The sequence below is a fragment of the Enterobacter sp. ZOR0014 genome, assembly GCF_000798855.1.
Taxonomy (GTDB): Bacteria; Pseudomonadota; Gammaproteobacteria; order Enterobacterales; family Enterobacteriaceae; genus Enterobacter; species Enterobacter kobei.
Map to the genome: position 1 here is coordinate 1 of NZ_JTLF01000386.1, position 23,119 is coordinate 23,119.

At 56.4% G+C, this 23,119-nt stretch carries 23 protein-coding genes; 18 read left to right on the forward strand and 5 right to left on the reverse strand.

The features are described from left to right. Window positions 1-19 precede the first annotated feature (19 nt). Window positions 20-661: a peptide-methionine (S)-S-oxide reductase MsrA gene (gene msrA, locus L977_RS21670; RefSeq protein ID WP_023336688.1), complete on the reverse strand. Its 642-nt coding sequence runs from the start codon at window positions 659-661 to the stop codon at window positions 20-22. A gap of 224 nt (window positions 662-885) precedes the next feature. On the opposite strand from msrA, the gene tamA reads away from it, so the two are divergent. The 5 genes from tamA to L977_RS21695 all read left to right on the forward strand — a co-directional run bounded on the left by tamA (window position 886) and on the right by L977_RS21695 (window position 7,544). Further along, window positions 886-2,619: an autotransporter assembly complex protein TamA gene (gene tamA / locus L977_RS21675; protein ID WP_047626910.1), complete on the forward strand. Its 1,734-nt coding sequence runs from the start codon at window positions 886-888 to the stop codon at window positions 2,617-2,619. Then, complete coding sequence (tamB, locus tag L977_RS21680; RefSeq protein ID WP_047626911.1) at window positions 2,616-6,392, forward strand: autotransporter assembly complex protein TamB; 3,777 nt, start codon at window positions 2,616-2,618, stop codon at window positions 6,390-6,392. Before tamA ends, tamB begins: the two co-directional genes overlap by 4 nt. 2 nt (window positions 6,393-6,394) lie before the next feature. Next, window positions 6,395-6,739, forward strand: a complete 345-nt coding sequence (locus L977_RS21685; RefSeq protein WP_014882267.1) for a gamma-glutamylcyclotransferase family protein — start codon at window positions 6,395-6,397, stop codon at window positions 6,737-6,739. A 209-nt stretch (window positions 6,740-6,948) separates the two neighbouring features. Beyond that, window positions 6,949-7,200, forward strand: a complete 252-nt coding sequence (locus L977_RS21690; RefSeq protein ID WP_032637647.1) for an AbrB/MazE/SpoVT family DNA-binding domain-containing protein — start codon at window positions 6,949-6,951, stop codon at window positions 7,198-7,200. Next, entirely contained in the window at window positions 7,194-7,544 is a 351-nt protein-coding gene (locus L977_RS21695) for a type II toxin-antitoxin system ChpB family toxin (RefSeq protein WP_032637645.1), read from the forward strand. The genes L977_RS21690 and L977_RS21695 overlap by 7 nt, the downstream gene beginning before the upstream one ends. A 77-nt stretch (window positions 7,545-7,621) precedes the next feature. On the opposite strand, the gene ppa is transcribed toward L977_RS21695, so the two are convergent. Further along, window positions 7,622-8,152, reverse strand: a complete 531-nt coding sequence (gene ppa / locus L977_RS21700) for an inorganic diphosphatase (RefSeq protein ID WP_008501423.1) — start codon at window positions 8,150-8,152, stop codon at window positions 7,622-7,624. 309 nt (window positions 8,153-8,461) lie between these two features. On the opposite strand from ppa, the gene ytfQ reads away from it, so the two are divergent. The 5 genes from ytfQ (at window position 8,462) to L977_RS21725 (ending at window position 14,712) form a co-directional block, all read left to right on the forward strand. Further along, window positions 8,462-9,418, forward strand: a complete 957-nt coding sequence (gene ytfQ, locus L977_RS21705) for a galactofuranose ABC transporter substrate-binding protein YtfQ (protein WP_047626912.1) — start codon at window positions 8,462-8,464, stop codon at window positions 9,416-9,418. A gap of 102 nt (window positions 9,419-9,520) precedes the next feature. Continuing rightward, on the forward strand, window positions 9,521-11,023 hold the full coding sequence (ytfR, locus tag L977_RS21710) for a galactofuranose ABC transporter, ATP-binding protein YtfR (RefSeq protein ID WP_045134407.1): 1,503 nt from the start codon (window positions 9,521-9,523) through the stop codon (window positions 11,021-11,023). A 10-nt stretch (window positions 11,024-11,033) separates the two neighbouring features. After that, a complete protein-coding gene (ytfT, locus tag L977_RS21715) occupies window positions 11,034-12,059 on the forward strand; it encodes a galactofuranose ABC transporter, ATP-binding protein YtfT (RefSeq protein WP_162269483.1) in 1,026 nt (341 codons plus the stop codon). Next, complete coding sequence (gene yjfF / locus L977_RS21720; protein WP_023331880.1) at window positions 12,046-13,047, forward strand: galactofuranose ABC transporter, permease protein YjfF; 1,002 nt, start codon at window positions 12,046-12,048, stop codon at window positions 13,045-13,047. The genes ytfT and yjfF overlap by 14 nt, the downstream gene beginning before the upstream one ends. 93 nt (window positions 13,048-13,140) lie before the next feature. Then, a complete protein-coding gene (locus L977_RS21725) occupies window positions 13,141-14,712 on the forward strand; it encodes a methyl-accepting chemotaxis protein (protein ID WP_014882275.1) in 1,572 nt (523 codons plus the stop codon). Here L977_RS21725 and L977_RS21730 read toward each other — a convergent pair. Together L977_RS21730 and fbp are read right to left on the reverse strand one after the other, a co-directional pair. Then, window positions 14,684-15,130: a helix-turn-helix domain-containing protein gene (locus L977_RS21730; protein ID WP_231563665.1), complete on the reverse strand. Its 447-nt coding sequence runs from the start codon at window positions 15,128-15,130 to the stop codon at window positions 14,684-14,686. The two genes, L977_RS21725 and L977_RS21730, sit on opposite strands and share 29 nt — an antisense overlap. Before the next feature lie 60 nt (window positions 15,131-15,190). Then, a complete protein-coding gene (fbp, locus tag L977_RS21735; protein WP_014882277.1) occupies window positions 15,191-16,189 on the reverse strand; it encodes a class 1 fructose-bisphosphatase in 999 nt (332 codons plus the stop codon). A gap of 197 nt (window positions 16,190-16,386) precedes the next feature. Here fbp and mpl point away from each other — a divergent pair, with 197 nt between their 5' ends. Next, window positions 16,387-17,760 carry a UDP-N-acetylmuramate:L-alanyl-gamma-D-glutamyl-meso-diaminopimelate ligase gene (mpl, locus tag L977_RS21740; RefSeq protein WP_014882278.1) on the forward strand — a complete coding sequence of 458 codons (1,374 nt, stop codon included), beginning with the start codon at window positions 16,387-16,389 and terminating at the stop codon, window positions 17,758-17,760. A 102-nt stretch (window positions 17,761-17,862) separates the two neighbouring features. On the opposite strand, the gene yjgA is transcribed toward mpl, so the two are convergent. Beyond that, window positions 17,863-18,414 (reverse strand): ribosome biogenesis factor YjgA, encoded by a 552-nt coding sequence (gene yjgA, locus L977_RS21745; RefSeq protein ID WP_014882279.1) that lies wholly within the window; start codon window positions 18,412-18,414, stop codon window positions 17,863-17,865. A gap of 95 nt (window positions 18,415-18,509) precedes the next feature. Here yjgA and pmbA point away from each other — a divergent pair, with 95 nt between their 5' ends. From pmbA to L977_RS21780, 7 genes are all read left to right on the forward strand, one after another. Next, window positions 18,510-19,862 carry a metalloprotease PmbA gene (gene pmbA / locus L977_RS21750; protein ID WP_023336694.1) on the forward strand — a complete coding sequence of 451 codons (1,353 nt, stop codon included), beginning with the start codon at window positions 18,510-18,512 and terminating at the stop codon, window positions 19,860-19,862. 38 nt (window positions 19,863-19,900) lie between these two features. Continuing rightward, window positions 19,901-20,287, forward strand: a complete 387-nt coding sequence (cybC, locus tag L977_RS21755; RefSeq protein WP_047626914.1) for a cytochrome b562 — start codon at window positions 19,901-19,903, stop codon at window positions 20,285-20,287. 316 nt (window positions 20,288-20,603) lie between these two features. Next, window positions 20,604-20,942 (forward strand): glycine dehydrogenase, encoded by a 339-nt coding sequence (locus L977_RS21760; protein ID WP_086527803.1) that lies wholly within the window; start codon window positions 20,604-20,606, stop codon window positions 20,940-20,942. Window positions 20,943-20,952: 10 nt separating this feature from the next. After that, on the forward strand, window positions 20,953-21,315 hold the full coding sequence (locus tag L977_RS21765; protein WP_006179053.1) for an SFCGS family glycine-rich protein: 363 nt from the start codon (window positions 20,953-20,955) through the stop codon (window positions 21,313-21,315). Between the two features lie 2 nt (window positions 21,316-21,317). After that, window positions 21,318-21,617 (forward strand): DUF4312 family protein, encoded by a 300-nt coding sequence (locus L977_RS21770; RefSeq protein WP_008501409.1) that lies wholly within the window; start codon window positions 21,318-21,320, stop codon window positions 21,615-21,617. 22 nt (window positions 21,618-21,639) lie between these two features. Further along, window positions 21,640-22,416, forward strand: a complete 777-nt coding sequence (locus L977_RS21775; RefSeq protein ID WP_008501408.1) for a DUF4311 domain-containing protein — start codon at window positions 21,640-21,642, stop codon at window positions 22,414-22,416. 13 nt (window positions 22,417-22,429) lie between these two features. Further along, complete coding sequence (locus L977_RS21780) at window positions 22,430-23,071, forward strand: DUF4310 family protein (protein WP_003856081.1); 642 nt, start codon at window positions 22,430-22,432, stop codon at window positions 23,069-23,071. Window positions 23,072-23,119 lie beyond the last annotated feature (48 nt).

The following is a 23,119-nucleotide window of genomic DNA, read 5'->3' on the forward strand; positions in this document are numbered from 1 at the left end:
CGTGGCGCTGGAACGGTGATCAGGCCAGTTGAGGCGGCAGGCAGACGCCGATGCCTCCGATACCGCAGTAGCCGTATGGGTTTTTGTGCAGGTACTGCTGATGATCGTCCTCGGCATAGTAGAACGGTTTCGCGGTGGTGATTTCGGTTGTCACGTCACGCGTATCGCCCGCTTCCCGCATGGCCTGCTGGAAACGCTCAAGGCTGGCGCGGGCGGCAGCATCCTGCTCAGGCGTGAGCGGATAAATGGCCGAGCGGTACTGTGTGCCGTGGTCGTTGCCCTGACGCATACCCTGCGCCGGATCGTGGTTTTCCCAGAAAACCTGCAGAAGCTGCTCGTAGCGAATCACCGCAGGGTCGTACACCACGCGAACCGCTTCCGCATGGCCGGTCTCGCCGGAGCAGACTTCGCGGTAGGTTGGGTTAGGCGTGTAGCCGCCGGTGTAGCCAGCAGCGGTGCTGTATACGCCGGGCAGCTGCCAGAAGAGGCGCTCAACGCCCCAGAAGCAGCCCATGGCGAACAGGGCGATCTCCATTCCATCCGGCACGTTAGTCATCGAATGGCCATTCACGGCGTGTAAGGTCGCCACAGGCATAGGGGTGTTGCGTCCCGGTAATGCATCAGCTTGTGAAACCAGATGCTTTTTGTCGAATAAACTCACGATGGGGCCTCCCGGGGTGCGATGTTTCGGTTAAGGTTGTCACGACGCGTTTAATTGAACACAATAAATGCGCTGAATGAGTCTAGATTTAATCATAAGAAATATTTGGGTGTTACACCCATTTTCAACCCGTGATGTGGGTTTTTGGCTAACAGGCCGTATTTTGCCGCGGAGCGGCACTGCATTTGCTTCCAGGGTGGAAACAGGGATATTCAGGAGAAAACGTGACAAAAATCCGCCAGTTATGTTTGGTCAGTGTGTTGCTGACAAGCGGGGTTGCCAGCGCGGCGAATGTCCGTTTGCAGGTTGAGGGGCTTTCCGGAGCGCTGGAAAAAAACGTGCGTGCGCAGCTGTCGACCATCCAGAGTGATGAGGTGACGCCGGACCGGCGTTTTCGCGCGCGCGTGGATGACGCGATCCGTGAAGGGCTGAAAGCGCTGGGTTATTACGAACCCACCATTGATTTCGATCTCCGTCCGCCGCCAAAGAAGGGGCGTCAGGTGCTTATTGCCCGCGTCTCGGCGGGGGAGCCGGTACGGATTGGTGGCACGAACGTCGTCCTGCGCGGCGGGGCGCGTACCGACCGGGATTACCTGGATCTGCTCAGCACGCGGCCGAAAATCGGCACCGTGCTTAACCATGGCGATTACGACCATTTCAAAAAAGAGCTGACGAGCGTTTCCCTGCGTAAGGGCTACTTTGACAGCCAGTTCAACAAAAGCCAGCTGGGCATCGCGCTGGAGCGACGCCAGGCCTTCTGGGACATCGACTACGACAGCGGGGAGCGCTACCGCTTTGGCGACGTGACGTTTGAAGGTTCGCAAATTCGCGAAGAGTACCTGCAAAACCTCGTGCCGTTTAAAAAAGGCGACTACTACCAGTCGAGCGACCTGGCGGAGCTAAACCGCCGTCTCTCCGCCACCGGCTGGTTTAACTCGGTGGTTGTCGCGCCGGAATTTGATAAGTCTCGCAAAACCAAGGTGTTGCCGCTGCATGGCGTTGTCTCGCCGCGCACCGAGAACACCATTGAGACCGGTGTTGGCTATTCGACCGACGTCGGCCCGCGCGTGAAGGCCACCTGGAAAAAGCCGTGGATGAACTCATACGGCCACAGCCTGACGACCAGCGCCAGTATCTCTGCACCGGAGCAGCAGCTTGATTTCAGCTATAAAATGCCGCTGCTGAAAAATCCGCTTGAGCAGTACTATCTGGTCCAGGGGGGCTTTAAGCGCACCGACCTGAACGATACAGAGTCCGATTCCACCACGCTTGCGGTATCCCGCTACTGGGATCTGTCCAGCGGCTGGCAGCGCGCCATCAACCTGCGCTGGAGCCTGGACCACTTTACCCAGGCCAACGTCACCAACACCACCATGCTGCTCTATCCTGGGGTGATGATCAGCCGCACCCGCTCGCGCGGCGGCCTGATGCCAACCTGGGGGGATTCCCAGCGTTACTCCATCGATTACTCCAACACGATGTGGGGTTCTGACGTGGATTTCTCGGTGATTCAGGCGCAAAACGTCTGGATCCGCACGCTGTATGACAAACACCGCTTTGTCATGCGCGGCAACCTCGGCTGGATTGAAACCGGCGATTTCGACAAAGTCCCGCCGGACCTGCGTTTCTTCGCCGGGGGCGACCGCAGCATCCGCGGCTACAAATACAAATCTATCGCGCCTAAAGACGATGACGGCAAGCTGATCGGGGCCTCCAAGCTGGCCACTGGCTCGCTGGAGTACCAGTACAACGTCAGCGGAAAATGGTGGGGCGCCATGTTCGTTGATGGCGGCGAGGCGGTGAGCGATATCCGCCGCAGCGACTTTAAAACTGGCGCAGGTGTAGGCGTGCGCTGGCAGTCACCGGTCGGGCCCATTAAGCTTGATTTCGCCGTTCCGGTCGGCGACAAAGAAGAACATGGATTACAGTTTTACATCGGTCTGGGGCCTGAATTATGAGTTTATGGAAGAAAATAAGCCTCGGGGTGCTGATTTTTATCGTGCTGCTGCTCGGTACGGTGGCGTTTCTGGTGGGGACGACGACCGGGCTGCATCTGCTGTTTAACGCGGCGAACCGCTGGGTGCCGGGGCTGGAGATAGGTCAGGTGACCGGCGGCTGGCGCGACCTGCATCTGAAGAACATCCGCTATAAGCAGCCGGGCGTGGCGGTGAATGCCGGGGAATTTCACCTCGCGGTGAAGCTGGGCTGTCTGCGTGACAGCAAGCTGTGCGTTAACGATCTGTCGCTAAGAGACGTTAACGTGGCGATAGATTCGAAGAAAATGCCGCCGTCTGCGCCGGTGGAAGAAGAGGATAGCGGCCCGCTGAATCTCTCCACGCCGTACCCGATTGCGCTCTATCGGGTGGCGCTCGATAACGTCAATATTAAAATCGACGACACCACCGTTTCCGTCATGGATTTCACCTCCGGCCTGCGCTGGCAGGAGAAAAACCTGACCCTGACGCCAACCTCACTGCAGGGCTTGCTGATCGCGCTGCCGAAAGTGGCCGAGGTGGCGCAGGAAGAGATCGTCGAGCCGAAGATCCAGAATCCGCAGCCGGAAGAAAAGCCGCTGGGTGAAACGCTGAAGGATCTCTTCTCGAAGCCTGTTCTGCCGGAAATGACTGACGTTCATCTGCCGCTGAACCTCAATATTGAGGAGTTCAAAGGTGAGCAGCTACGCCTGACCGGCGATACCGACCTAACCGTCTACAACATGCTGCTGAAAGTCAGCAGCATTGACGGCAACATGAAGCTCGACGCGCTGGATATCGACACCAACCAGGGGTCGGTGAATGCGTCTGGTAACGCCCTGCTGCGCGACAACTGGCCGGTGGATATCACGCTGAACAGCGCGCTCAACATCGACCCGCTGAAGGGCGAAAAAGTGAAGGTCAAAGTGGGTGGGGCGCTGCGCGATAAGCTGGACGTCGGGGTCAATCTCTCCGGCCCGGTGGACATGGTTCTGCGCGCGCAGACTCAGCTGGCGGAAGCCGGGCTGCCGCTCAATCTTGAGGTCGTCAGTAAGCAGCTTTACTGGCCGTTCACCGGCGAAAAACAGTTCCAGGCCGATGACCTGAAGCTGAAGCTGAGCGGCAAGATGACTGACTACACGCTCTCGTTCCACACGGCGGTGAAGGGGCAGGGCGTACCGCCCGCGAACATCACGCTGGATGCGAAGGGCAACGAACAACAGGTCAATCTCGACAAGCTGACCGTCGCGGCGCTGGAAGGGAAAACGGAGCTGACCGCGCTGCTCGACTGGCGGCAGGCGATCAGCTGGCGGGGCGAACTGAAGCTGACGGGTATCAACACCGCCAAAGAGGTGCCGGACTGGCCGTCGAAGCTGGACGGGCTGATCAAAACGCGCGGTAGCCTGTACGGCGGTACGTGGCAGATGGACGTGCCGGAGATCAAGCTCACCGGTAACGTGAAGCAGAACAAGGTGAATGTTGAAGGCTCGGTGAAAGGCAACAGCTACCTGCAGTGGGTGATCCCGGGTCTGCACGTCGCGCTGGGGCGCAACACGGCGGATATCAAAGGCGAGCTGGGGGTAAAAGATCTCAATCTTGATGCCACCATCGACGCGCCGAACCTGGATAACGCCCTGCCGGGCCTGGGCGGAACGGCGAAAGGGTTAGTGAAAGTGCGCGGTACGGTCGACGCGCCACAGCTGCTTGCGGATATCACCGCCAATAATCTGCGCTGGCAGGAACTGAGCGTTGCTCGCGTCCGCGTGGAAGGAGATGTGAAATCCACCGATCAGATCGGCGGTAACCTGAACCTGCGCGTGGAGCGCATTTCTCAGCCGGACGTGAACATTAACCTGGTCACCCTGGACGCCAAAGGGAACGAAAAACAGCATGACCTCCAGCTACGCGTGCAGGGTGAGCCGGTTTCCGGGCAGCTTCACCTGACCGGCAGCTTCGACCGCAAAGCGGAGCGCTGGAAAGGGACGCTGGACAATACCCGTTTCAACACGCCGGTGGGGCCGCTGGCGTTGTCACGTTCTCTCTCGCTGGACTACCGTAATGCTGAACAAAAGATCGCTATTGGGCCGCACTGCTGGATCAACCCGAATGCAGAGCTGTGCGTGCCGCAGACCATCGATGCGGGCGCGGCAGGGCACGCGCAGGTAAACCTCAACCGCTTTGATCTGGCGATGCTGAAACCGTTTATGCCGGACACCACGCAGGCCAGCGGCGTCTTCAGCGGGAAAGCCGATGTCGCCTGGGATACGACCAAAGAGGGGCTGCCGCAGGGTAGCGTCACGCTTTCGGGCCGTAACGTGAAGGTGACGCAGGAGGTGAATGATGCGTCGCTCCCGGTGGCATTCGATACCCTCAACCTGAGCGCAGACCTGCATAACAACCGTGCTGAGCTGGGGTGGCTGATCCGTCTTACTAACAACGGTCAGCTTGACGGACAGGTACAAATTACCGATCCGCAAGGACGGCGTAATCTGGGCGGCAACGTCAATATCCGTAACTTCAACCTGGCGATGGTGAACCCGATATTCGCCCGCGGGGAGAAAGCCGAGGGTATGCTGAACGCCAACCTGCGTCTGGGCGGCAACGCGCAAAGCCCGCAGCTATTCGGTCAGATGCGCCTCAGCGGCGTGGACATCGACGGCAACTTTATGCCGTTTGATATGCAGCCCAGCCAGATTGCGATGAACTTCAACGGCATGAGCTCGACCCTGAGCGGTTCGGTGTTAACGCAGCAGGGGCAAATCAACCTGAGCGGTGACGCGGACTGGAGCCAGCTCGATAACTGGCGTGCCCGCATCGCGGCCAAAGGCAGCAAGGTGCGCATTACCGTACCGCCAATGGTGCGCCTGGATGTCTCGCCGGATGTGGTCTTTGAGGCGACGCCAAGCCTCTTCACCCTGGACGGGCGCGTCGATGTGCCGTGGGCGCGTATTGTGGTTCACGAGGTTCCGGAAAGCGCCGTCGGTGTCTCAAGTGATGAAGTTATGCTCAATGAAAATCTGAAACCTGTCGAACAGAAGAGCGCTGGCATACCGATTAATAGTAACCTTATCGTACACGTGGGGAATAACGTGCGGTTGGATGCGTTTGGGCTGAAGGCGAGGCTCACGGGCGATCTGAAAGTGGCCCAGGATAAACAAGGGCTTGGCCTGAACGGGCAGATCAATATTCCTGAAGGGCGTTTCCATGCCTATGGTCAGGATCTGATTGTGCGTAAGGGCGAGCTGCTGTTCTCCGGTCCACCGGATCAGCCTCTGTTGAACATCGAAGCGATTCGTAACCCTGAAGCGACGGAAAACGACGTCATTGCAGGCGTACGCGTCACCGGCTCTGCCGACGAACCGAAGGCGGAGATCTTCTCTGACCCGGCGATGTCGCAGCAGGAAGCTCTCTCTTACCTGCTGCGTGGACAGGGTCTGGACAGCGGTCAGAGCGACAGTGCGGCGATGACCTCAATGTTAGTCGGCCTGGGGGTTGCACAAAGTGGGCAGGTTGTGGGTAAAATCGGCGAGACGTTCGGCGTAAGCAATCTGGCGCTGGACACCCAGGGCGTGGGTGACTCCTCGCAGGTGGTGGTCAGTGGCTATGTACTGCCGGGTCTGCAGGTAAAATACGGTGTGGGGATCTTTGACTCACTGGCAACACTCACGCTACGCTATCGCCTGATGCCTAAGCTATATCTGGAAGCAGTGTCCGGCGTAGACCAGGCACTTGATCTGCTCTATCAGTTTGAGTTTTAGCAATGCGAATATTTGTCTACGGCAGTTTACGAACCAAGCAAGGCAACAGTCACTGGATGACCAATGCCCTGCTGCTGGGGAATTACAATATCGAAAATTACCAGTTGTACAGCCTGGGCCACTATCCAGGCGCGGTTCCCGGCGAAGGAACAGTACAGGGTGAAGTTTATCGTATTGATAATGCTACACTTGCCGAACTTGATGCCTTGCGCACCAGGGGCGGTGAATACGCTCGCCAGTTGATCCAGACGCCGTACGGAAGTGCGTGGATGTATGTCTACCAGCGTCCGGTCGATGGGTTAACGCGGATTGTAAGCGGTAACTGGTTAGACAGAGACCAGTACTGAAAAACGACAACGCCACCGGAAGGTGGCGTTGTTTTTTGTGCGGCGGCTCGCAGCCCACAGTGAAATTTCCTCCTGCTTTCTTTTTTCCTTCGAGCGTTATTCCTAATCCTTTCATCACTTACGTTATCCGGTGGCGTTCATTGCTGATGAAGGGTAAAACATCATCCGCACCATAATGAGTTATACTATGTATAACTCTGGAGGTGTCGATGCGTATAACCATTAAGAAATGGGGAAACAGTGCCGGTATGGTCATTCCTGGCGTAGTAATGAAAGAACTTGGCCTAAAACCAGGTCAGAGTATGGAGGCTCAGGTGACAAATAATCAGTTAGTGCTCACACCGGTGAGTAAACAGTACTCGCTTGAAGAGTTGTTGGCGCAGTGTGATATGTCAGCCCCGGAAATTAACGAACAAGACGCATGGGGTACGTCAGGTCCCGTAGGTGACGAAGTATGGTGAAGCGACCTTGTTTTGAACGAGGTGATATCGTTCTCGTCGGCTTCGATCCTGCAAATGGTCATGAACAAAAGGGCGCAGGCAGGCCCGCTTTAGTGCTATCCGTTAGCGCGTTCAACCAGCTGGGAATGACGCTGGTTGCGCCTGTTACACAGGGGGGAAATTTTGCCCGCTATGCGGGTTTCAGTGTGCCGCTGTCTTGTGAAGAAGGGAATATTCAGGGCGTCATTCTGGTAAACCAAATCCGAATGATGGATTTGGGCGCGCGTCTGGCAAAACGAATAGGCGTGGCATCAGATGAAACCGTAGAAGATGCGCTTTTAAGGCTACAGGCCATCCTGAGTTAAGCCAGGGCTTATCACTCAGGTATACGGTAGATACAAAAAAGCCCCGACTCGCGGGGCCTTCATTATCAGCGTAAGAATTACTTCTTAGCCGCGCGCTCGAAAGAGGCGATGATTTCTGCTTTCGCCGCTTCTGCGTTGTCCCAGCCGTCAACTTTAACCCACTTGCCTTTTTCGAGGTCTTTGTAGTGCTCGAAGAAGTGAGTGATCTGCGCTTTCAGCAGTTCTGGCAGGTCGTTCACATCTTTAATGTGATCGTACTCTTTGCTCAGCTTGGTGTGCGGTACTGCAACCAGCTTCGCATCTTCACCGGATTCGTCGGTCATTTTCAGCACGCCAACTGGACGGCAGCGAATGACTGCGCCTGGCTGCAGCGGGTATGGCGTTGGGACCAGTACGTCAACCGGGTCACCGTCCAGAGACAGGGTGTGGTTGATGTAACCGTAGTTGCATGGATAGAACATCGCGGTAGACATGAAACGGTCTACGAACAGGGCGCCGCTCTCTTTGTCCACTTCGTATTTGATCGGATCTGCGTTTGCCGGGATTTCGATAACTACGTAGATGTCTTCTGGCAGTTCTTTACCCGCTGGGACGTTGAGTAAGCTCATGTCGGTGTCCTTTAAAATGGATGGTAAACAAGTGGCAGGTATTATAGCCAACTCACGCTGAATGTCTCCGCCTGTTTTCGCATTCTCTCCCCGCCAGCACCTCTTTTCGGACCGATTCCATGACAGAAAAATCCATAAACTCAGCCGCATTTTTAATGGTGAAATGAAAGCGATTACAAACTTGTGATTAACGTTTTATTCACTTTTCCGAAGTGTGATGTAACGCAATTCGTTACATATTTCATTGGCTATAGTCATTTCGCAGAACATCTTTTAACCAACAATAAACACCCCTACGAGGACGCTCATATGTGGAAGCGCTTACTTCTTGTCACAGCAGTTTCGGCAGCCATGTCGTCTATGGCGATGGCCGCCCCTTTAACCGTAGGTTTTTCGCAAGTTGGCTCTGAATCCGGCTGGCGTGCGGCAGAAACCAACGTTGCGAAAAGCGAGGCTCAGAAACGCGGCATCACGCTGAAAATCGCCGATGGTCAGCAAAAGCAGGAAAACCAGATCAAAGCCGTGCGCTCATTTATTGCTCAGGGCGTGGATGCCATCTTTATCGCGCCAGTGGTGGCGACCGGCTGGGAACCGGTTCTGAAAGAAGCCAAAGATGCTGAGATTCCGGTCTTCCTGCTCGATCGTTCCATCGAGGTTAAAGACAAATCTCTCTATATGACCACCGTGACGGCCAACAACGTGCTTGAAGGGCAATTAATTGGCGACTGGCTGGTAAAACAGGTCGACGGCAAGCCGTGTAACGTCGTTGAACTGCAGGGCACCGTGGGGGCGAGCGTGGCTATCGACCGTAAGAAGGGTTTTGCTGAGGCCATCGCGAAAGCGCCAAACATCAAGATTATCCGCTCTCAGTCCGGCGACTTTACCCGCAGTAAAGGTAAAGAGGTCATGGAGAGCTTCATTAAAGCGGAAAACAACGGCAAGAACATCTGCATGGTTTACGCCCATAACGATGACATGGTGATTGGTGCGATTCAGGCGATTAAAGAAGCGGGCCTGAAGCCGGGCAAAGATATCCTCACCGGCTCTATCGACGGTGTGCCGGATATCTACAAAGCGATGATCGACGGCGAAGCCAACGCCAGCGTAGAACTGACGCCAAATATGGCGGGTCCGGCATTTGATGCGCTGGAGAAATTCAAGAAAGACGGCACGATGCCTGAGAAGGTGACCGTCACCAAGTCCACGCTCTACCTGCCTGACACGGCGAAAGAAGAGTTAGAGAAGAAGAAAAACATGGGCTACTAAGCCAGTGAAATTGCCGGGTGGCGCTGCGCTTGCCCGGCCTACGATACGCTCTTTTGTAGGCCGGATAAGCGTAGCGCCACCCGGCTTGATGTAGGGGGAACCATGACCACTGAACAGCACCAGGAAATCCTCCGCACAGAGGGCTTAAGCAAATTTTTCCCGGGTGTAAAAGCGCTGGATAACGTTGATTTCAGCCTGCGGCGCGGTGAAATTATGGCGCTGCTGGGCGAGAACGGCGCGGGAAAATCGACGCTGATTAAATCTCTGACCGGCGTTTATCACGCCGATCGCGGCACCATCTGGCTGGAAGGCAATGCCATTTCGCCAAAAAATACCGCCCATGCTCAACAGCTTGGGATTGGGACGGTCTACCAGGAAGTGAACCTGCTGCCAAATATGTCGGTGGCGGATAACCTGTTTATTGGTCGTGAACCAAGACGTTTTGGCCTGCTACGGCGCAAAGAGATGGAAGCGCGGGCGACGAAACTGATGGAATCCTACGGCTTCTCCCTCGACGTTCGCGAGCCGCTGAACCGGTTTTCCGTCGCGATGCAGCAGATCGTCGCCATTTGCCGCGCGATCGATCTCTCCGCGAAGGTGCTGATCCTCGACGAACCTACCGCCAGCCTCGATACCCAGGAAGTCGAGATGCTCTTTACCCTGATGCGCCAGCTGCGCGATCAGGGCGTCAGCCTGATCTTCGTCACACACTTCCTCGATCAGGTGTATGAAGTGAGCGATCGCATTACCGTACTGCGTAACGGCAGCTTTGTTGGCTGCCGTGAAACCCGCGAGCTGCCGCAGATTGAGCTGGTCAAAATGATGCTGGGCCGTGAGCTGGAGACCAATGCGCTCCAGCGCGCAGGGCGCACGCTGCTGAGCGAAAAACCGGTGGCCGCGTTCAGCGATTACGGCAAAAAAGGGATCATCTCACCGTTTAACCTCGAAGTGCGCCCCGGCGAAATTGTCGGGCTGGCGGGGCTGCTAGGGTCAGGCCGGACCGAAACCGCCGAGGTGATCTTCGGCATCAAGCCTGCGGACAGCGGTACCGCGTTGATCAAAGGTAAACCGCAAACCCTGCGATCGCCGCATCAGGCCTCCTGTCTGGGAGTGGGGTTCTGCCCGGAAGACAGGAAAACGGACGGCATTATTGCCGCCGCCTCGGTGCGGGAAAATATCATTCTGGCGCTACAGGCGCAGCGCGGATGGCTGCGTCCAATTCCGCGTAAAGAGCAAAACGCCATTGCCGAGCGCTTTATTCGCCAGCTGGGTATTCGTACGCCGAGCGCGGAACAGCCGATCGAATTTCTCTCCGGCGGTAACCAGCAGAAAGTGCTGCTGTCACGCTGGCTGCTGACCAAACCGCAGTTCCTGATCCTGGATGAACCCACGCGCGGCATTGACGTTGGCGCGCACGCCGAAATTATCCGGCTTATCGAAACGCTGTGTGCCGACGGGCTGGCGCTGCTGGTCATTTCGTCCGAGCTGGAAGAGCTGGTGGGGTATGCCGATCGCGTGATCATCATGCGCGATCGCAAACAGGTGGCTGAGATCCCGCTGGATAAGCTGTCCGTTCCGGCGATCATGAATGCCATCGCGGCATAAGGAGTGAATTGTGATGTCCCGTTCGCTTTCGCAAACCGGTGAGTCAAAGCGCCGCTTTAACTGGCCAACCGGCACGCCGCAAATCGCAGCGCTGCTGCTGGTGTTACTGGTGGATAGCCTTGTCGCACCGCATTTCTTCCAGATTATTGTTCAGGATGGTCGCCTGTTTGGCAGCCCGATCGATATTTTAAACCGTGCCGCGCCCGTCGCGCTGCTGGCGATTGGTATGACGCTGGTGATAGCCACCGGCGGGATTGACCTCTCCGTCGGCGCAGTGATGGCTATTGCCGGGGCTACCGCAGCCTCCATGACCGTGGCGGGCCATAGCCTGCCGGTGGTACTGCTGGCGGCATTGGGAACCGGCGTGCTGGCCGGACTGTGGAACGGCATTCTGGTGGCGGTACTAAAAATTCAGCCTTTCGTCGCCACCCTTATTTTGATGGTGGCCGGGCGCGGGGTGGCGCAGCTGATCACCTCCGGACAGATAGTCACCTTTAACTCCCCGAGTCTGGCGTGGATCGGCAGCGGCAATTTCCTGTTCTTTCCAACACCGGTGATCGTGGCTCTGGTTACATTAGTGGTGTTCTGGCTTTTCACCCGCAAAACAGCGCTCGGCATGTTTATTGAAGCGGTGGGGATCAACATTCGTGCGGCACGAAATGCCGGGGTCAATACGCGGCTGATGGTGATGCTGACCTACGTGCTGAGCGGCGTTTGCGCCGCCATTGCCGGGGTGATTGTCGCGGCCGATATCCGCGGGGCCGATGCCAACAATGCCGGGCTCTGGCTGGAGCTGGATGCCATCCTCGCGGTGGTGATTGGCGGCGGATCGTTGATGGGCGGGCGCTTTAACCTGCTGCTCTCGGTCATTGGCGCGCTGATCATTCAGGGCATGAACACCGGGATCCTGCTCTCCGGTTTTCAGCCGGAACTCAACCAGGTGGTAAAAGCGGTGGTCGTACTCTGCGTGCTGATCGTTCAGTCACCGCGCTTTGTCAGCATCATTAAGGGGATCCGTGGCCATGATAAAACGTAATTTACCGTTAATGATCACGCTGGGCGTGTTTGTGCTGGGGTATCTCTACTGTCTGACCCAGTTCCCCGGTTTTGCCTCAACGCGCGTGATTTGCAACATCCTGACCGATAACGCCTTTTTAGGCATCATCGCCGTCGGGATGACCTTTGTGATCCTCTCCGGCGGGATCGATCTCTCCGTTGGCTCGGTGATCGCGTTTACCGGCGTGTTCCTCGCCAAAGCGATCGGTTTCTGGGGGATCTCCCCTCTGGTAGCGTTTCCGCTGGTGCTGGCGATGGGCTGTGCGTTTGGCGCCTTTATGGGGCTACTGATCGACGCGCTAAAAATTCCCGCTTTTATTATTACCCTCGCCGGGATGTTCTTCCTGCGCGGCGTAAGTTACCTGGTATCGGAAGAGTCCATCCCGATTAACCACCCGGTGTACGACACGCTCTCCAGCCTGGCGTGGAAAATCCCCGGCGGTGGTCGTCTGAGCGCGATGGGGTTATTGATGCTGGGCGTGGTAGTGGTAGGTATCTTCCTTGCCCACCGTACCCGGTTCGGTAATCAGGTTTACGCCATTGGCGGGAACGCCACGTCGGCAAACCTGATGGGGATCTCGACCCGCAGCACGACCATCCGCATCTATATGCTCTCAACCGGCCTGGCAACGCTGGCGGGTATTGTCTTCTCGGTGTATACCCAGGCGGGCTATGCCCTTGCAGGCGTAGGCGTGGAGCTGGACGCGATTGCCTCTGTGGTCATTGGCGGCACGCTGCTCAGCGGCGGAGTGGGGACGGTGCTGGGAACGCTGTTCGGCGTAGCGATCCAGGGGCTGATCCAGACCTATATCAACTTTGACGGCACGCTCAGTTCCTGGTGGACCAAGATCGCCATCGGCATTCTGCTGTTTATATTTATTGCCCTGCAGCGCGGTCTGACGGTGCTCTGGGAGAACCGTCAAAGCTCGCCTGTTACTCGCGTAAACACCTCGGTAACAGAGCGATAACACGCTGAATTTGCTTAAAGTCTAAACATTTTCCGGTAGCGGCCGATAACCTTTTTTTCTGTCCAGAAATATCTCGCTACCGGAAATAATATCATGCTTAAAACGCTATCGATTCGTACCGGCTTGCTCTCTTTACTGGCCGTTATGACCCTTCTGCTGCTGATTGTCAGCGGCATTGGCATTTATGCCCTCACACAGAGTTCTTCTTCACTGCAGCGCATTAATCACCTTCAGGGTGAGCAGATGGTGCAGCTAAATACCGGCTATACGCTGATTCTGCGCGCGCGCAATGAGGCGGGCCAGGCCGTCCGGATGATGGAAATCGGCATGCTCGATGATGCGGCCAAATCGGTCAAAAACATCAATCAGGAAATCGCCGTGGCTCAGAAAACGCTGAAAGGCGTGATCGACGGCGGCGTGGCTGACGAGCAGGGGCAAAAGTTGCTGGATAACGTGGCAACCAGTCTGGCGACGTATAACCAGCAGGGCATCAACCCGATGCTAAAAACCCTGAATGACCAGAGCGCGGACAGTTATTACGACCTGCTGGAGAATACGCTGATCCCCGTGGCGAAGCAGTTTGATAACGATATGCAGGCGTTTCAGACATGGAGCGAAGCGCGAGGGAAGGCGGAAGTCACTGCCGTACAGGCGAGCAAAACCCGCGTGCTGATCCTGATTATTGTCGCCGCGCTGCTGACGGCTGGCATCATCGTGCTTGCCTGGCTGGTGCTGCGCCATATGCTGCTTAAGCCGCTCTCTGCTTCCATTGCTCAGCTGGAGAATGTGGCGGCGGGCGATTTAACCCACACGCTGAATGCCCCGGCGAGCCAGGAATTTAACCGCCTTAACGCGGCGATAGAGGTGATGCGTCAGTCGCTGATGCACTCGGTGATGCGGGTACGCGATGCCAGCTCGCAAATCGACACCGGCAGCCGTGAGCTGACGGCGGGCAACCGGGATCTTGCCGAGCGTACAGAATCCACCGCCACCTCGCTGGAGCAGACCGCTGCCAGTATGGAACAGATTACCGCCACGGTGAAACTCAACGCCGATAATGCCGAGCAGGCGCACCAGCTGGCGAAATCGGTTTCTGATACCGCCGATCACGGCAGCGAAATGGTCTGCTACGTGATTGAAAAAATGCGTGATATCTCCGGCAGTTCAGCGCGTATTGCTGACATCCTGAGCGTGATCGATGGCATTGCCTTCCAGACCAATATTCTGGCCCTTAACGCCTCCGTGGAAGCGGCGCGCGCGGGCGAGCAGGGGCGCGGGTTCGCCGTCGTGGCGGGTGAAGTGCGTAACCTTGCCAGCCGCAGCGCCGACGCGGCGAAAGAGATCCGATCCCTTATCAGCGATTCGCAGACCCACGTTAACGAGGGCAGCGAGCTGGCCCAGCAGGCGGGTGAAACGATGGATGAGATTGCCACCGAAGTGCTGCGCATGACCAAATTGATGCGCGAGATTGCGACCGCGTCTCAGGAGCAGAGCCGCGGTATTGAGCAGGTGAATATTGCTGTGAATCAGATGGACGAAACGGCGCAGCAGAATGCGGCGCTGGTGCAGCAATCCTCCGCCGCGACCCGCTCTCTGGAAGAGCAGTCGCGTCAGCTGATGGAGGCCATGTCATCATTTAAATTAACGGCTCAGACTGCGGCATAATATTTCCCAACCCCGGTACGTTCTGTGCCGGGGATTTATTTCGCCCTGAATTAATGGCCGCAATATTATCGTGAATATCGCCCATTAATATTTCCAGTGAGTGGGTTAACGCTAACGCTTTTTCAGTTGGCTCAAGGTATAAACCCTTGCGGAAAAATAATGGCTCATCAAACAGTTGATTAAAACGCTTCAGGGCCAGGCTCACCGCAGGACGTGACATCTCCAGGCGCACTGAGGCCTTTGCCATGCTGCCGCAGCGGACGACTTCAATAAATACAGGAATAAGGTTTAAATCAATGCCGGTATTCGCCCGGGAATAATTTTTCATTGCGATGCTGCTCCACGAAATATCTGTCAAACTGTTATGGAAATAATGCAGGAGCAATGGCGAATATAAAAGCGTGTTTTTTATAAACACTTATACGGTAAAAGATATAAATGTGTTGGGGAGCCAGACGGGCTCCCCGGGAGTGAGAGATTACGCGTCCGGATACTCGCGGATAAAGCGCTCAACGTCTTCAACCATGTGGTTGTTGCCGACGAAGAAGGAACGACGCTGGTGGAGGCTTTCCGGCACGATGTCCAGAATACGCTCTTTACCGTCGCTCGCCTTGCCGCCCGCCTGTTCAGCCAGGAACGCCATTGGGTTGCACTCGTACAGCAGGCGCAGCTTTCCGTCAGGGTGGCTGGCGGTACTTGGGTAGAGGTAGATACCGCCTTTCAGCAGGTTACGGTGGAAATCCGCGACCAGCGAGCCAATATAGCGGGAGGTGTACGGGCGCTGAGTCGCTTTATCTTCTTCCTGACAGAATTTGATGTACTTCTTCACGCCGTTCGGGAATCGGATGTAGTTGCCTTCGTTGATGGAGTAGGTGTTGCCCTTCTCCGGGAAGCGCATACGCTCCTGGCTCAGACAGAAGACGCCCAGCGATGGATCATAGGTAAAGGCGTGAACGCCACACCCGGTGGTGTACACCAGCATGGTGGAGGAGCCATAGACGACGTAACCGGCAGCCACCTGATTACTGCCAGGCTGCAGGAAATCTTCCTCGGTCACCGGCGTGCCAACAGGCGTGACGCGGCGGTAGATGGAGAAAATGGTACCGACAGAAACGTTAACGTCAATGTTGGAGGAACCGTCGAGCGGATCCATCAGTACAACGTATTTCGCGTGTTCACACCCTTCGAAAACAACAATTTCATCTTCTTCTTCGGAGGCGATACCCGCAACGATGTCGCGCGCGCGCAGTGCAGCTTTCAGTTTTTCATTTGCGAACAGATCGAGTTTCTGTTGAACCTCGCCCTGAACGTTCTCGGCACCGCTGGCACCCAGGATATCGACCAGACCGGCCTTGTTGATATCACGATGGATGATCTTAGCGCCCAGCTTTATTGCCGACAGCAAAGCAGTGAGTTCACCCGTAGCATGAGAGAACTCGTGCTGCTTTTCGACAATAAATTCACCTAACGTTTTCATAACACTTTCCCTGCATCTTTGTGAGTAGAGCGATTGTATGTTCACTAAAACGACTAAAGCCCAACAATCTTAACAAATATTCAAATAGTAGCGCAGAGGTGAATCGCGCCAGCAACATACGGATTTACCTGAAATGCGTTTCACAGCCGCTAACATGTGAGTAAAATGTGCGCCACATTGAAGAAGGATAGTGACGTATGCGCATTCATATATTGGGGATTTGTGGCACTTTCATGGGCGGGCTGGCAATGCTGGCGCGCTCGCTGGGCCATGAAGTGACAGGTTCGGACGCCAATGTGTATCCGCCGATGAGCACGCTTCTGGAGAAGCAGGGTATCTCTCTGATTCAGGGCTACGATGCCAGCCAGCTGGATCCCGAGCCGGATCTGGTCATTATTGGCAATGCCATGACCCGCGGCAATCCGTGCGTTGAAGCGGTGCTGGAGCGCAATATTCCATTCATGTCCGGCCCGCAATGGCTGCATGATTTCGTCCTGCGTGACCGCTGGGTGGTTGCCGTTGCGGGTACCCACGGCAAAACCACCACCGCCGGCATGGCGACCTGGATCCTCGAAGCCTGTGGCTACAAGCCGGGCTTTGTGATTGGCGGCGTGCCGGGTAACTTCGACGTTTCTGCGCGTCTGGGCGATAGCCCATTCTTTGTCATTGAAGCGGACGAATACGACTGCGCGTTCTTCGACAAACGCTCCAAGTTTGTCCATTACTGCCCGCGCACGCTGATCCTCAACAACCTTGAGTTCGATCACGCGGATATTTTTGACGACCTGAAAGCGATTCAGAAGCAGTTCCACCACCTGGTGCGCATCGTGCCGGGGCAGGGCCGTATCATCCTGCCGGAGAATGACATTAACCTGAAGCAGACTCTGGCGATGGGCTGCTGGAGCGAGCAAGAGCTGGTGGGCGAGCAGGGTCACTGGCAGGCGAAGAAACTCAACGCGGATGCCTCCGAGTGGGAAGTGTTGCTCGACGGCGAAAAAGTGGGTGAGGTGAAGTGGGGCCTGGTGGGCGAACACAACATGCACAACGGCCTGATGGCGATTGCAGCTGCGCGTCATGTCGGCGTTCTGCCTGCGGATGCCGCCAATGCGCTGGGCACGTTTATCAATGCCCGCCGCCGTCTGGAACTGCGCGGTGAAGCGAATGGCGTGACGGTGTATGACGATTTTGCACACCACCCAACGGCTATTCTGGCGACGCTTGCCGCGTTGCGTGGCAAGGTCGGCGGCACCGCGCGCATTCTGGCCGTGCTGGAACCGCGCTCGAACACCATGAAAATGGGCATCTGCAAAGACGATCTGGCCCCGTCGTTAGGCCGTGCCGATGAAGTCTTCCTGCTGCAGCCGCAGCATATTCCGTGGCAGGTGGCGGAAGTGGCCGATGCGTGCATTCAGCCTGCCCACTGGAGTGCGGATGTGGATGCGCTCGCGGATATGGTGGTCAAAGCCGCACAGCCTGGCGACCATATTCTGGTGATGAGCAACGGCGGGTTTGGTGGGATCCATCAGAAGCTGCTGGACGGTCTGGCGAAAAAGGCCGAGGCCGCAGAGTAAAAAAAAGCCCGGTGGCGCTAGCGCTTACCGGGCCTGGATTTTGCACGACCTTGTAGGCCGGATAAGGCGTTTACGCCGCCATCCGGCGCAAAACCGCACAGATTACCCTTCGTTCTCAGACAGCTCGCGCAGATACTGGAAAATCAGACGCGCAGACTTCGGCGGTTTATTCCCTTCTTTCTCTTTCTTCGCGTTGCGGATTAAAGAGCGCAGCTGCTGACGGTCGGCATTCGGCCACAGGTTCAGCACTTCCGGTACCGCATCATCGCCCTGTTCAATCAGACGATCGCGGATCTGCTCCAGCTTATGGAACAGCGCAACCTGCTGGTTGTGGCGGTTTTTCAGTTTATCCAGCGCCTGGCGGATCGGATCTACGTCGCGCTGACGCAGCATTTTCCCGATAAGCTGAAGCTGGCGACGACGGCCTTCTTTTTTGATTTTCTGTGCCAGTTCAATGGCATCACGCAGATCCTGGTCGAGCGGGATTTTGTCCAGCGCGTTTTTACCCAGTTCTACCATTTCTGCGCCAAGCTGTTTTAACTCTTCGGCGTCGCGTTTAATTTCACTTTTACTGACCCAGATGATCTCATCATCTTCGTCTTCGATGTCATCACCGGGAACGTCGTCGAGCCAGTCTTCGGGCTGCTTAGTCATGTCAGGCTCCTTAAAAAAAGAGGCTAATGTTACCAGTTAAGACGCGCACTGAAAAACGGTTCTCTGTTAGACTTCATTTAACTCTCTCTTACAGTATGGCATTTGCGATGAAAGTAACCTCACAAGTTGAAGCGCAGCGTAAGATTCTGGAAGAAGCCGTCTCCACCGCGCTGATGCTTGCTTCAGAAAAATCAGATGGCGCCGAAGTGGCGGTCAGCAAAACCACCGGTATCAGCGTGAGCACCCGCTATGGCGAAGTGGAGAACGTAGAATTCAATAGCGATGGCGCGCTTGGGATCACGGTGTATCACCAGAATCGCAAAGGCAGCGCGTCGTCTACCGATCTCAGCCCGGATGCCATTGCCCGCACGGTGCAGGCGGCGCTGGATATCGCCCGATACACCTCGCCGGATCCTTACGCCGGCGTGGCCGATAAAGAGCTGCTGGCCTTTGACGCGCCGGATCTTGATCTCTTCCACCCGGCAGAAGTCACCCCGGATGAAGCCATCGAGCTGGCCGCGCGTGCCGAGCAGGCTTCCCTGCAGGCCGACAAGCGCATCACCAATACCGAAGGCGGCAGCTTCAACAGCCACTACGGCATCAAAGTTTTCGGCAACAGCCACGGCATGCTGCAGGGCTACTGCTCCACCCGTCACTCGCTCTCCAGCTGCGTCATCGCCGAAGAGAACGGTGACATGGAGCGTGACTACGCCTACACCATTGGCCGCGCGCTGGGGGATTTGCAGTCGCCGGAGTGGGTGGGCAAAGAGTGTGCCGAACGCACGCTGTCTCGCCTGTCGCCGCGTAAACTCTCTACCATGAAAGCCCCGGTGATTTTTGCCAATGAAGTGGCAACCGGTCTGTTTGGTCATCTGGTGGGCGCTATCGCCGGTGGCTCCGTTTACCGTAAATCCACCTTCCTGCTCGACTCGCTGGGCAAGCAGATCCTGCCGGAATGGCTGACCATTGAAGAACACCCGCATCTGCTGAAAGGGCTGGCCTCTACGCCGTTCGACAGCGAAGGGGTGCGCACGGAACGCCGCGATATCGTTAAGGACGGCATTCTGACCCAGTGGCTGCTGACCAACTACTCCGCGCGCAAGCTGGGGCTGAAAAGTACTGGTCACGCGGGCGGCATCCATAACTGGCGTATTGCCGGGCAGGGCCTGAACTTTGAGCAGATGCTGAAAGAGATGGGCACCGGTCTGGTGGTAACCGAACTGATGGGCCAGGGCGTCAGCGGCATCACCGGAGACTATTCTCGCGGGGCGGCGGGCTTCTGGGTCGAAAACGGTGAAATTCAGTATCCGGTGAGCGAAATCACCATCGCCGGCAACCTGAAGGACATGTGGCGCAACATCGTTACGGTCGGTAACGATATTGAAACACGTAGCAATATACAGTGTGGTTCTGTACTGCTGCCCGAGATGAAAATTGCGGGTCAATAAAGATAGCGTTTTGTTAATAATAAAAAAGGAAGTGAGCAATGCGTAAACATCTGTTAGCGATCGTCGCGGCTTCAACGCTGGTTCTTGGCTCTTCTGCGTTTGCTGCCGATCTTGAAGAAGACATGGGCATCCTCGGGCAAAACCTGAAGGTGGTGCAAAAGACGGACAATGCGGCGGAAATGAAAGACGCCCTGACCAAGATGCGTGAAGCGGCGCTGGACGCCCAAAAAGCGACACCGCCGAAGCTGGAAAGCAAAGCGGCTGACAGCGCAGAGATGAAAGACTATCGCCACGGCTTTGACGTGCTGGTCGGCCAGATTGACGGCGCGCTGAAGCTGGCCAACGAAGGCAAAGTCCAAGAAGCTCAGGCGGCGGCCGAGCAGTTCGTGACGACCCGCAACACGTATCACAAGAAATACCGTTAACCGATCGCGCATCGGACCAACACCCAACGGGAGCCAGTGGCTCCCGTTTTTTTTGCGTGGTGATAAGTAAACCCTATCGCCATCACATTTTTGCATGACCACGCCTGAACGTTTTCGTTGCCTCTGCCCGCCTTTGACCGCTGGAATCAGTGATATTCATCACGTAAATGCATTGATTTGACCGCATTCACCGTATTTATGTGGCACAGATCACTGCCGCGGCTTGCCTTTCCACTTCGAAGTGGAAAACAACTCGCTACAAACCCTTCCTCCCCACCGTTAGTTTTATTCCAGAGCCATTAACGGGGTAAGACGAGTGATTAACGGAGCGGTAATGAACGACGTTGGGGAACAGGCGGTGCAAACAGAACAGCTCGCGAACACCATGCTACAGCAGGTCTATGCCCTGCTGGCCCGGCACAACATCATCCCCAACGCAGTACAGGAGCAGATGCTCACCTCCCACGTTCGCGCCATGGCGCACCGGTCCGTGACCGGCGAGCCGCTGCCGGAGGTTGAAGCAGAGCTGTTTGACGAAATTTCACCGGATTCAATGCGGCTTGCCCGTGAAGTGGTGGCGCAGTTTGGCAACCTTCCTGATGAAGAGGCCTGGCTGCTCTCCGTTCACTTTGAAGTCGCGAAAGACAACCTTTAAGGAGCAACACATGGAACAGATTACAGTCGTGATTGGCGATCGCCTGGGTAAAGGTCAGAAAGTGGCGGCCGGGGTGGAAAAAGCAGGTGGACGCGCGGTGGTTGTGCCGGGCATGGCAGCGGATATGAAGCTCGGCGACGTAATGAAAGCGGAAAACGCCACCTTCGGCATCTCCTTCTGCGGCAGCGGCGGCGCGGGCGCGATTACCGCGCAAACCAAGTATGGCTACAAAGCCAAATACGGCATGCGTTCGGTGGATGAAGGCGTCACCGCCATCAACGAAGGCTGCAACGTGCTGGGCTTTGGCTTTATGGACAAAGAAGAGCTGGGCGAGCGTCTGGTGCAGGCGTGGCAGAAGAAACACGGCGCATAAGCATGAAAGAACAGTTCACAACCACGGTGAGAGTGAAGGGGAAGGGCGACGCCAAAGCGCGCGCCTTTGCCGACGCGCTCAACCACGTTCAGGCCGCGGTGATGAAAGCCTCACCGCATATCTTACTGCGTATTGAGCCACAGGATGTGCAGGTCGTTCAGGCGCAAGAAGCGGTGCGTAAAGAAGCGTTTCTGTTCTTCTTTTTGCGCCGGGAAAGACGCACCTACAGCGTGGAGCTGGATGTGACCGTCAACGTGACCGCCATCAATCTCGATCGGGTGGACTTCGTCACGCAACGCTGATTATTCATAAAAGGGCAGACTGATGTTCTTAATTATATTAATAAAATCGCTCATTATCGGCGGCCTGGTAGGCGTCGGTGTTGGGGCCGGGGCTGCACGCATGTTTCATGCGCCTACCACTCAGGGTATGGGCGCGTTTCGTACGTTGGGGGAACTAAACTCCTGCGAAGGGGATCCCGCTTCTCACTTCTCCTTTGGGTTAGGTTTCTTCTTTAACGCCTGGGCCTCTTCCGTGGCCGCGGGTGCTTTCACACAGGACGTTGACCACCGCATCATCCCAAACTGGGGCGCGGCGGCACTGATGATCAAAAACCGTAACGTCGGCGAAACGCTGCACGATCCGCGCAAAATGGCGATTGCCTGTGGCGTGATCGGCATGATCGTCGTGACTTTCCTTAACCTGACGGCCTCCTCCGTACCGGCTGCGCTTCAGGTCACCGCCGTGAAGGTGCTTGTGCCCGCTGCGAACCTGCTGGTCAACACCGTGATGCCGGTGATCTTCTGGCTGGCGGCCATCGACGCCGGTAAAAAATCGGGCTTCTGGGCCACCATCTTTGGCGGCGCGGCACAGCTGATCATGGGTAACGCCGTACCGGGCCTGGTGCTGGGGATCCTGATCGGTAAAGGCGTTGAAGAGAGCGGCTGGAACCACGTCACCAAAGTGATGATGGCGGCGATCGTTCTGCTCTTTGTGCTGAGCGGCTTCTTCCGCGGCTTCGACATGAAGATGATCGAATCCTTCCATCTGACCGTGCCGAACTGGCTCGACATGATCCACAACTCGCTCAGCGGTAAATAACAGGAGCCTCGACATGGAACAGAATAAAGGTTTTTGGTATGCCGACTGGTCGTTCCCGATCTTCGTTGGCCTGCTCTCCTCCGGCGTGTTTGCCGGGACGCACATGTACTACCTCTACGGCATCGGCGCGTTTAACGAAGTGGCCTTTGTGGCGATGCTGAAAGCGGGGATTGATACCGGGGTCTACGGTGCGGTGGCGGCATTCGGCGCAAGCTTCCTGTTCGCCCGCATCATTGAAGGTTCACTGGTGGGTATTCTCGACATCGGCGGTGCGATTCAGACCGGCGTCGGGCTCGGCGTGCCGGCGCTGCTGTTGGGGGCGGGGATCATGTTCCCGGTGACCAACTTTATTGCCTCGCTGATTACCGGCCTGGTGATTGGACTGGCGATTGGCTACGTCATCATCCTGGCGCGTAAGTTCACCATCAACCAGAGCAACTCCACCTACGGGGCTGACGTGATGATGGGCGCGGGTAACGCCTCAGGCCGCTTCCTCGGGCCGTTGATTATCCTCAGCGCCATGACCGCCTCTATTCCTATCGGTGTCGGTTCGCTGGTGGGCGCGCTGCTGTTCTACATCTGGCAGAAGCCGATTACCGGTGGCGCCATCCTCGGTGCAATGATTTTGGGCTGGCTGTTCCCGGTCGCCCTTTAATACCCGCGGGCGCTCAGGCGCCCGCCTTATCAGGAGAACCCCATGTTT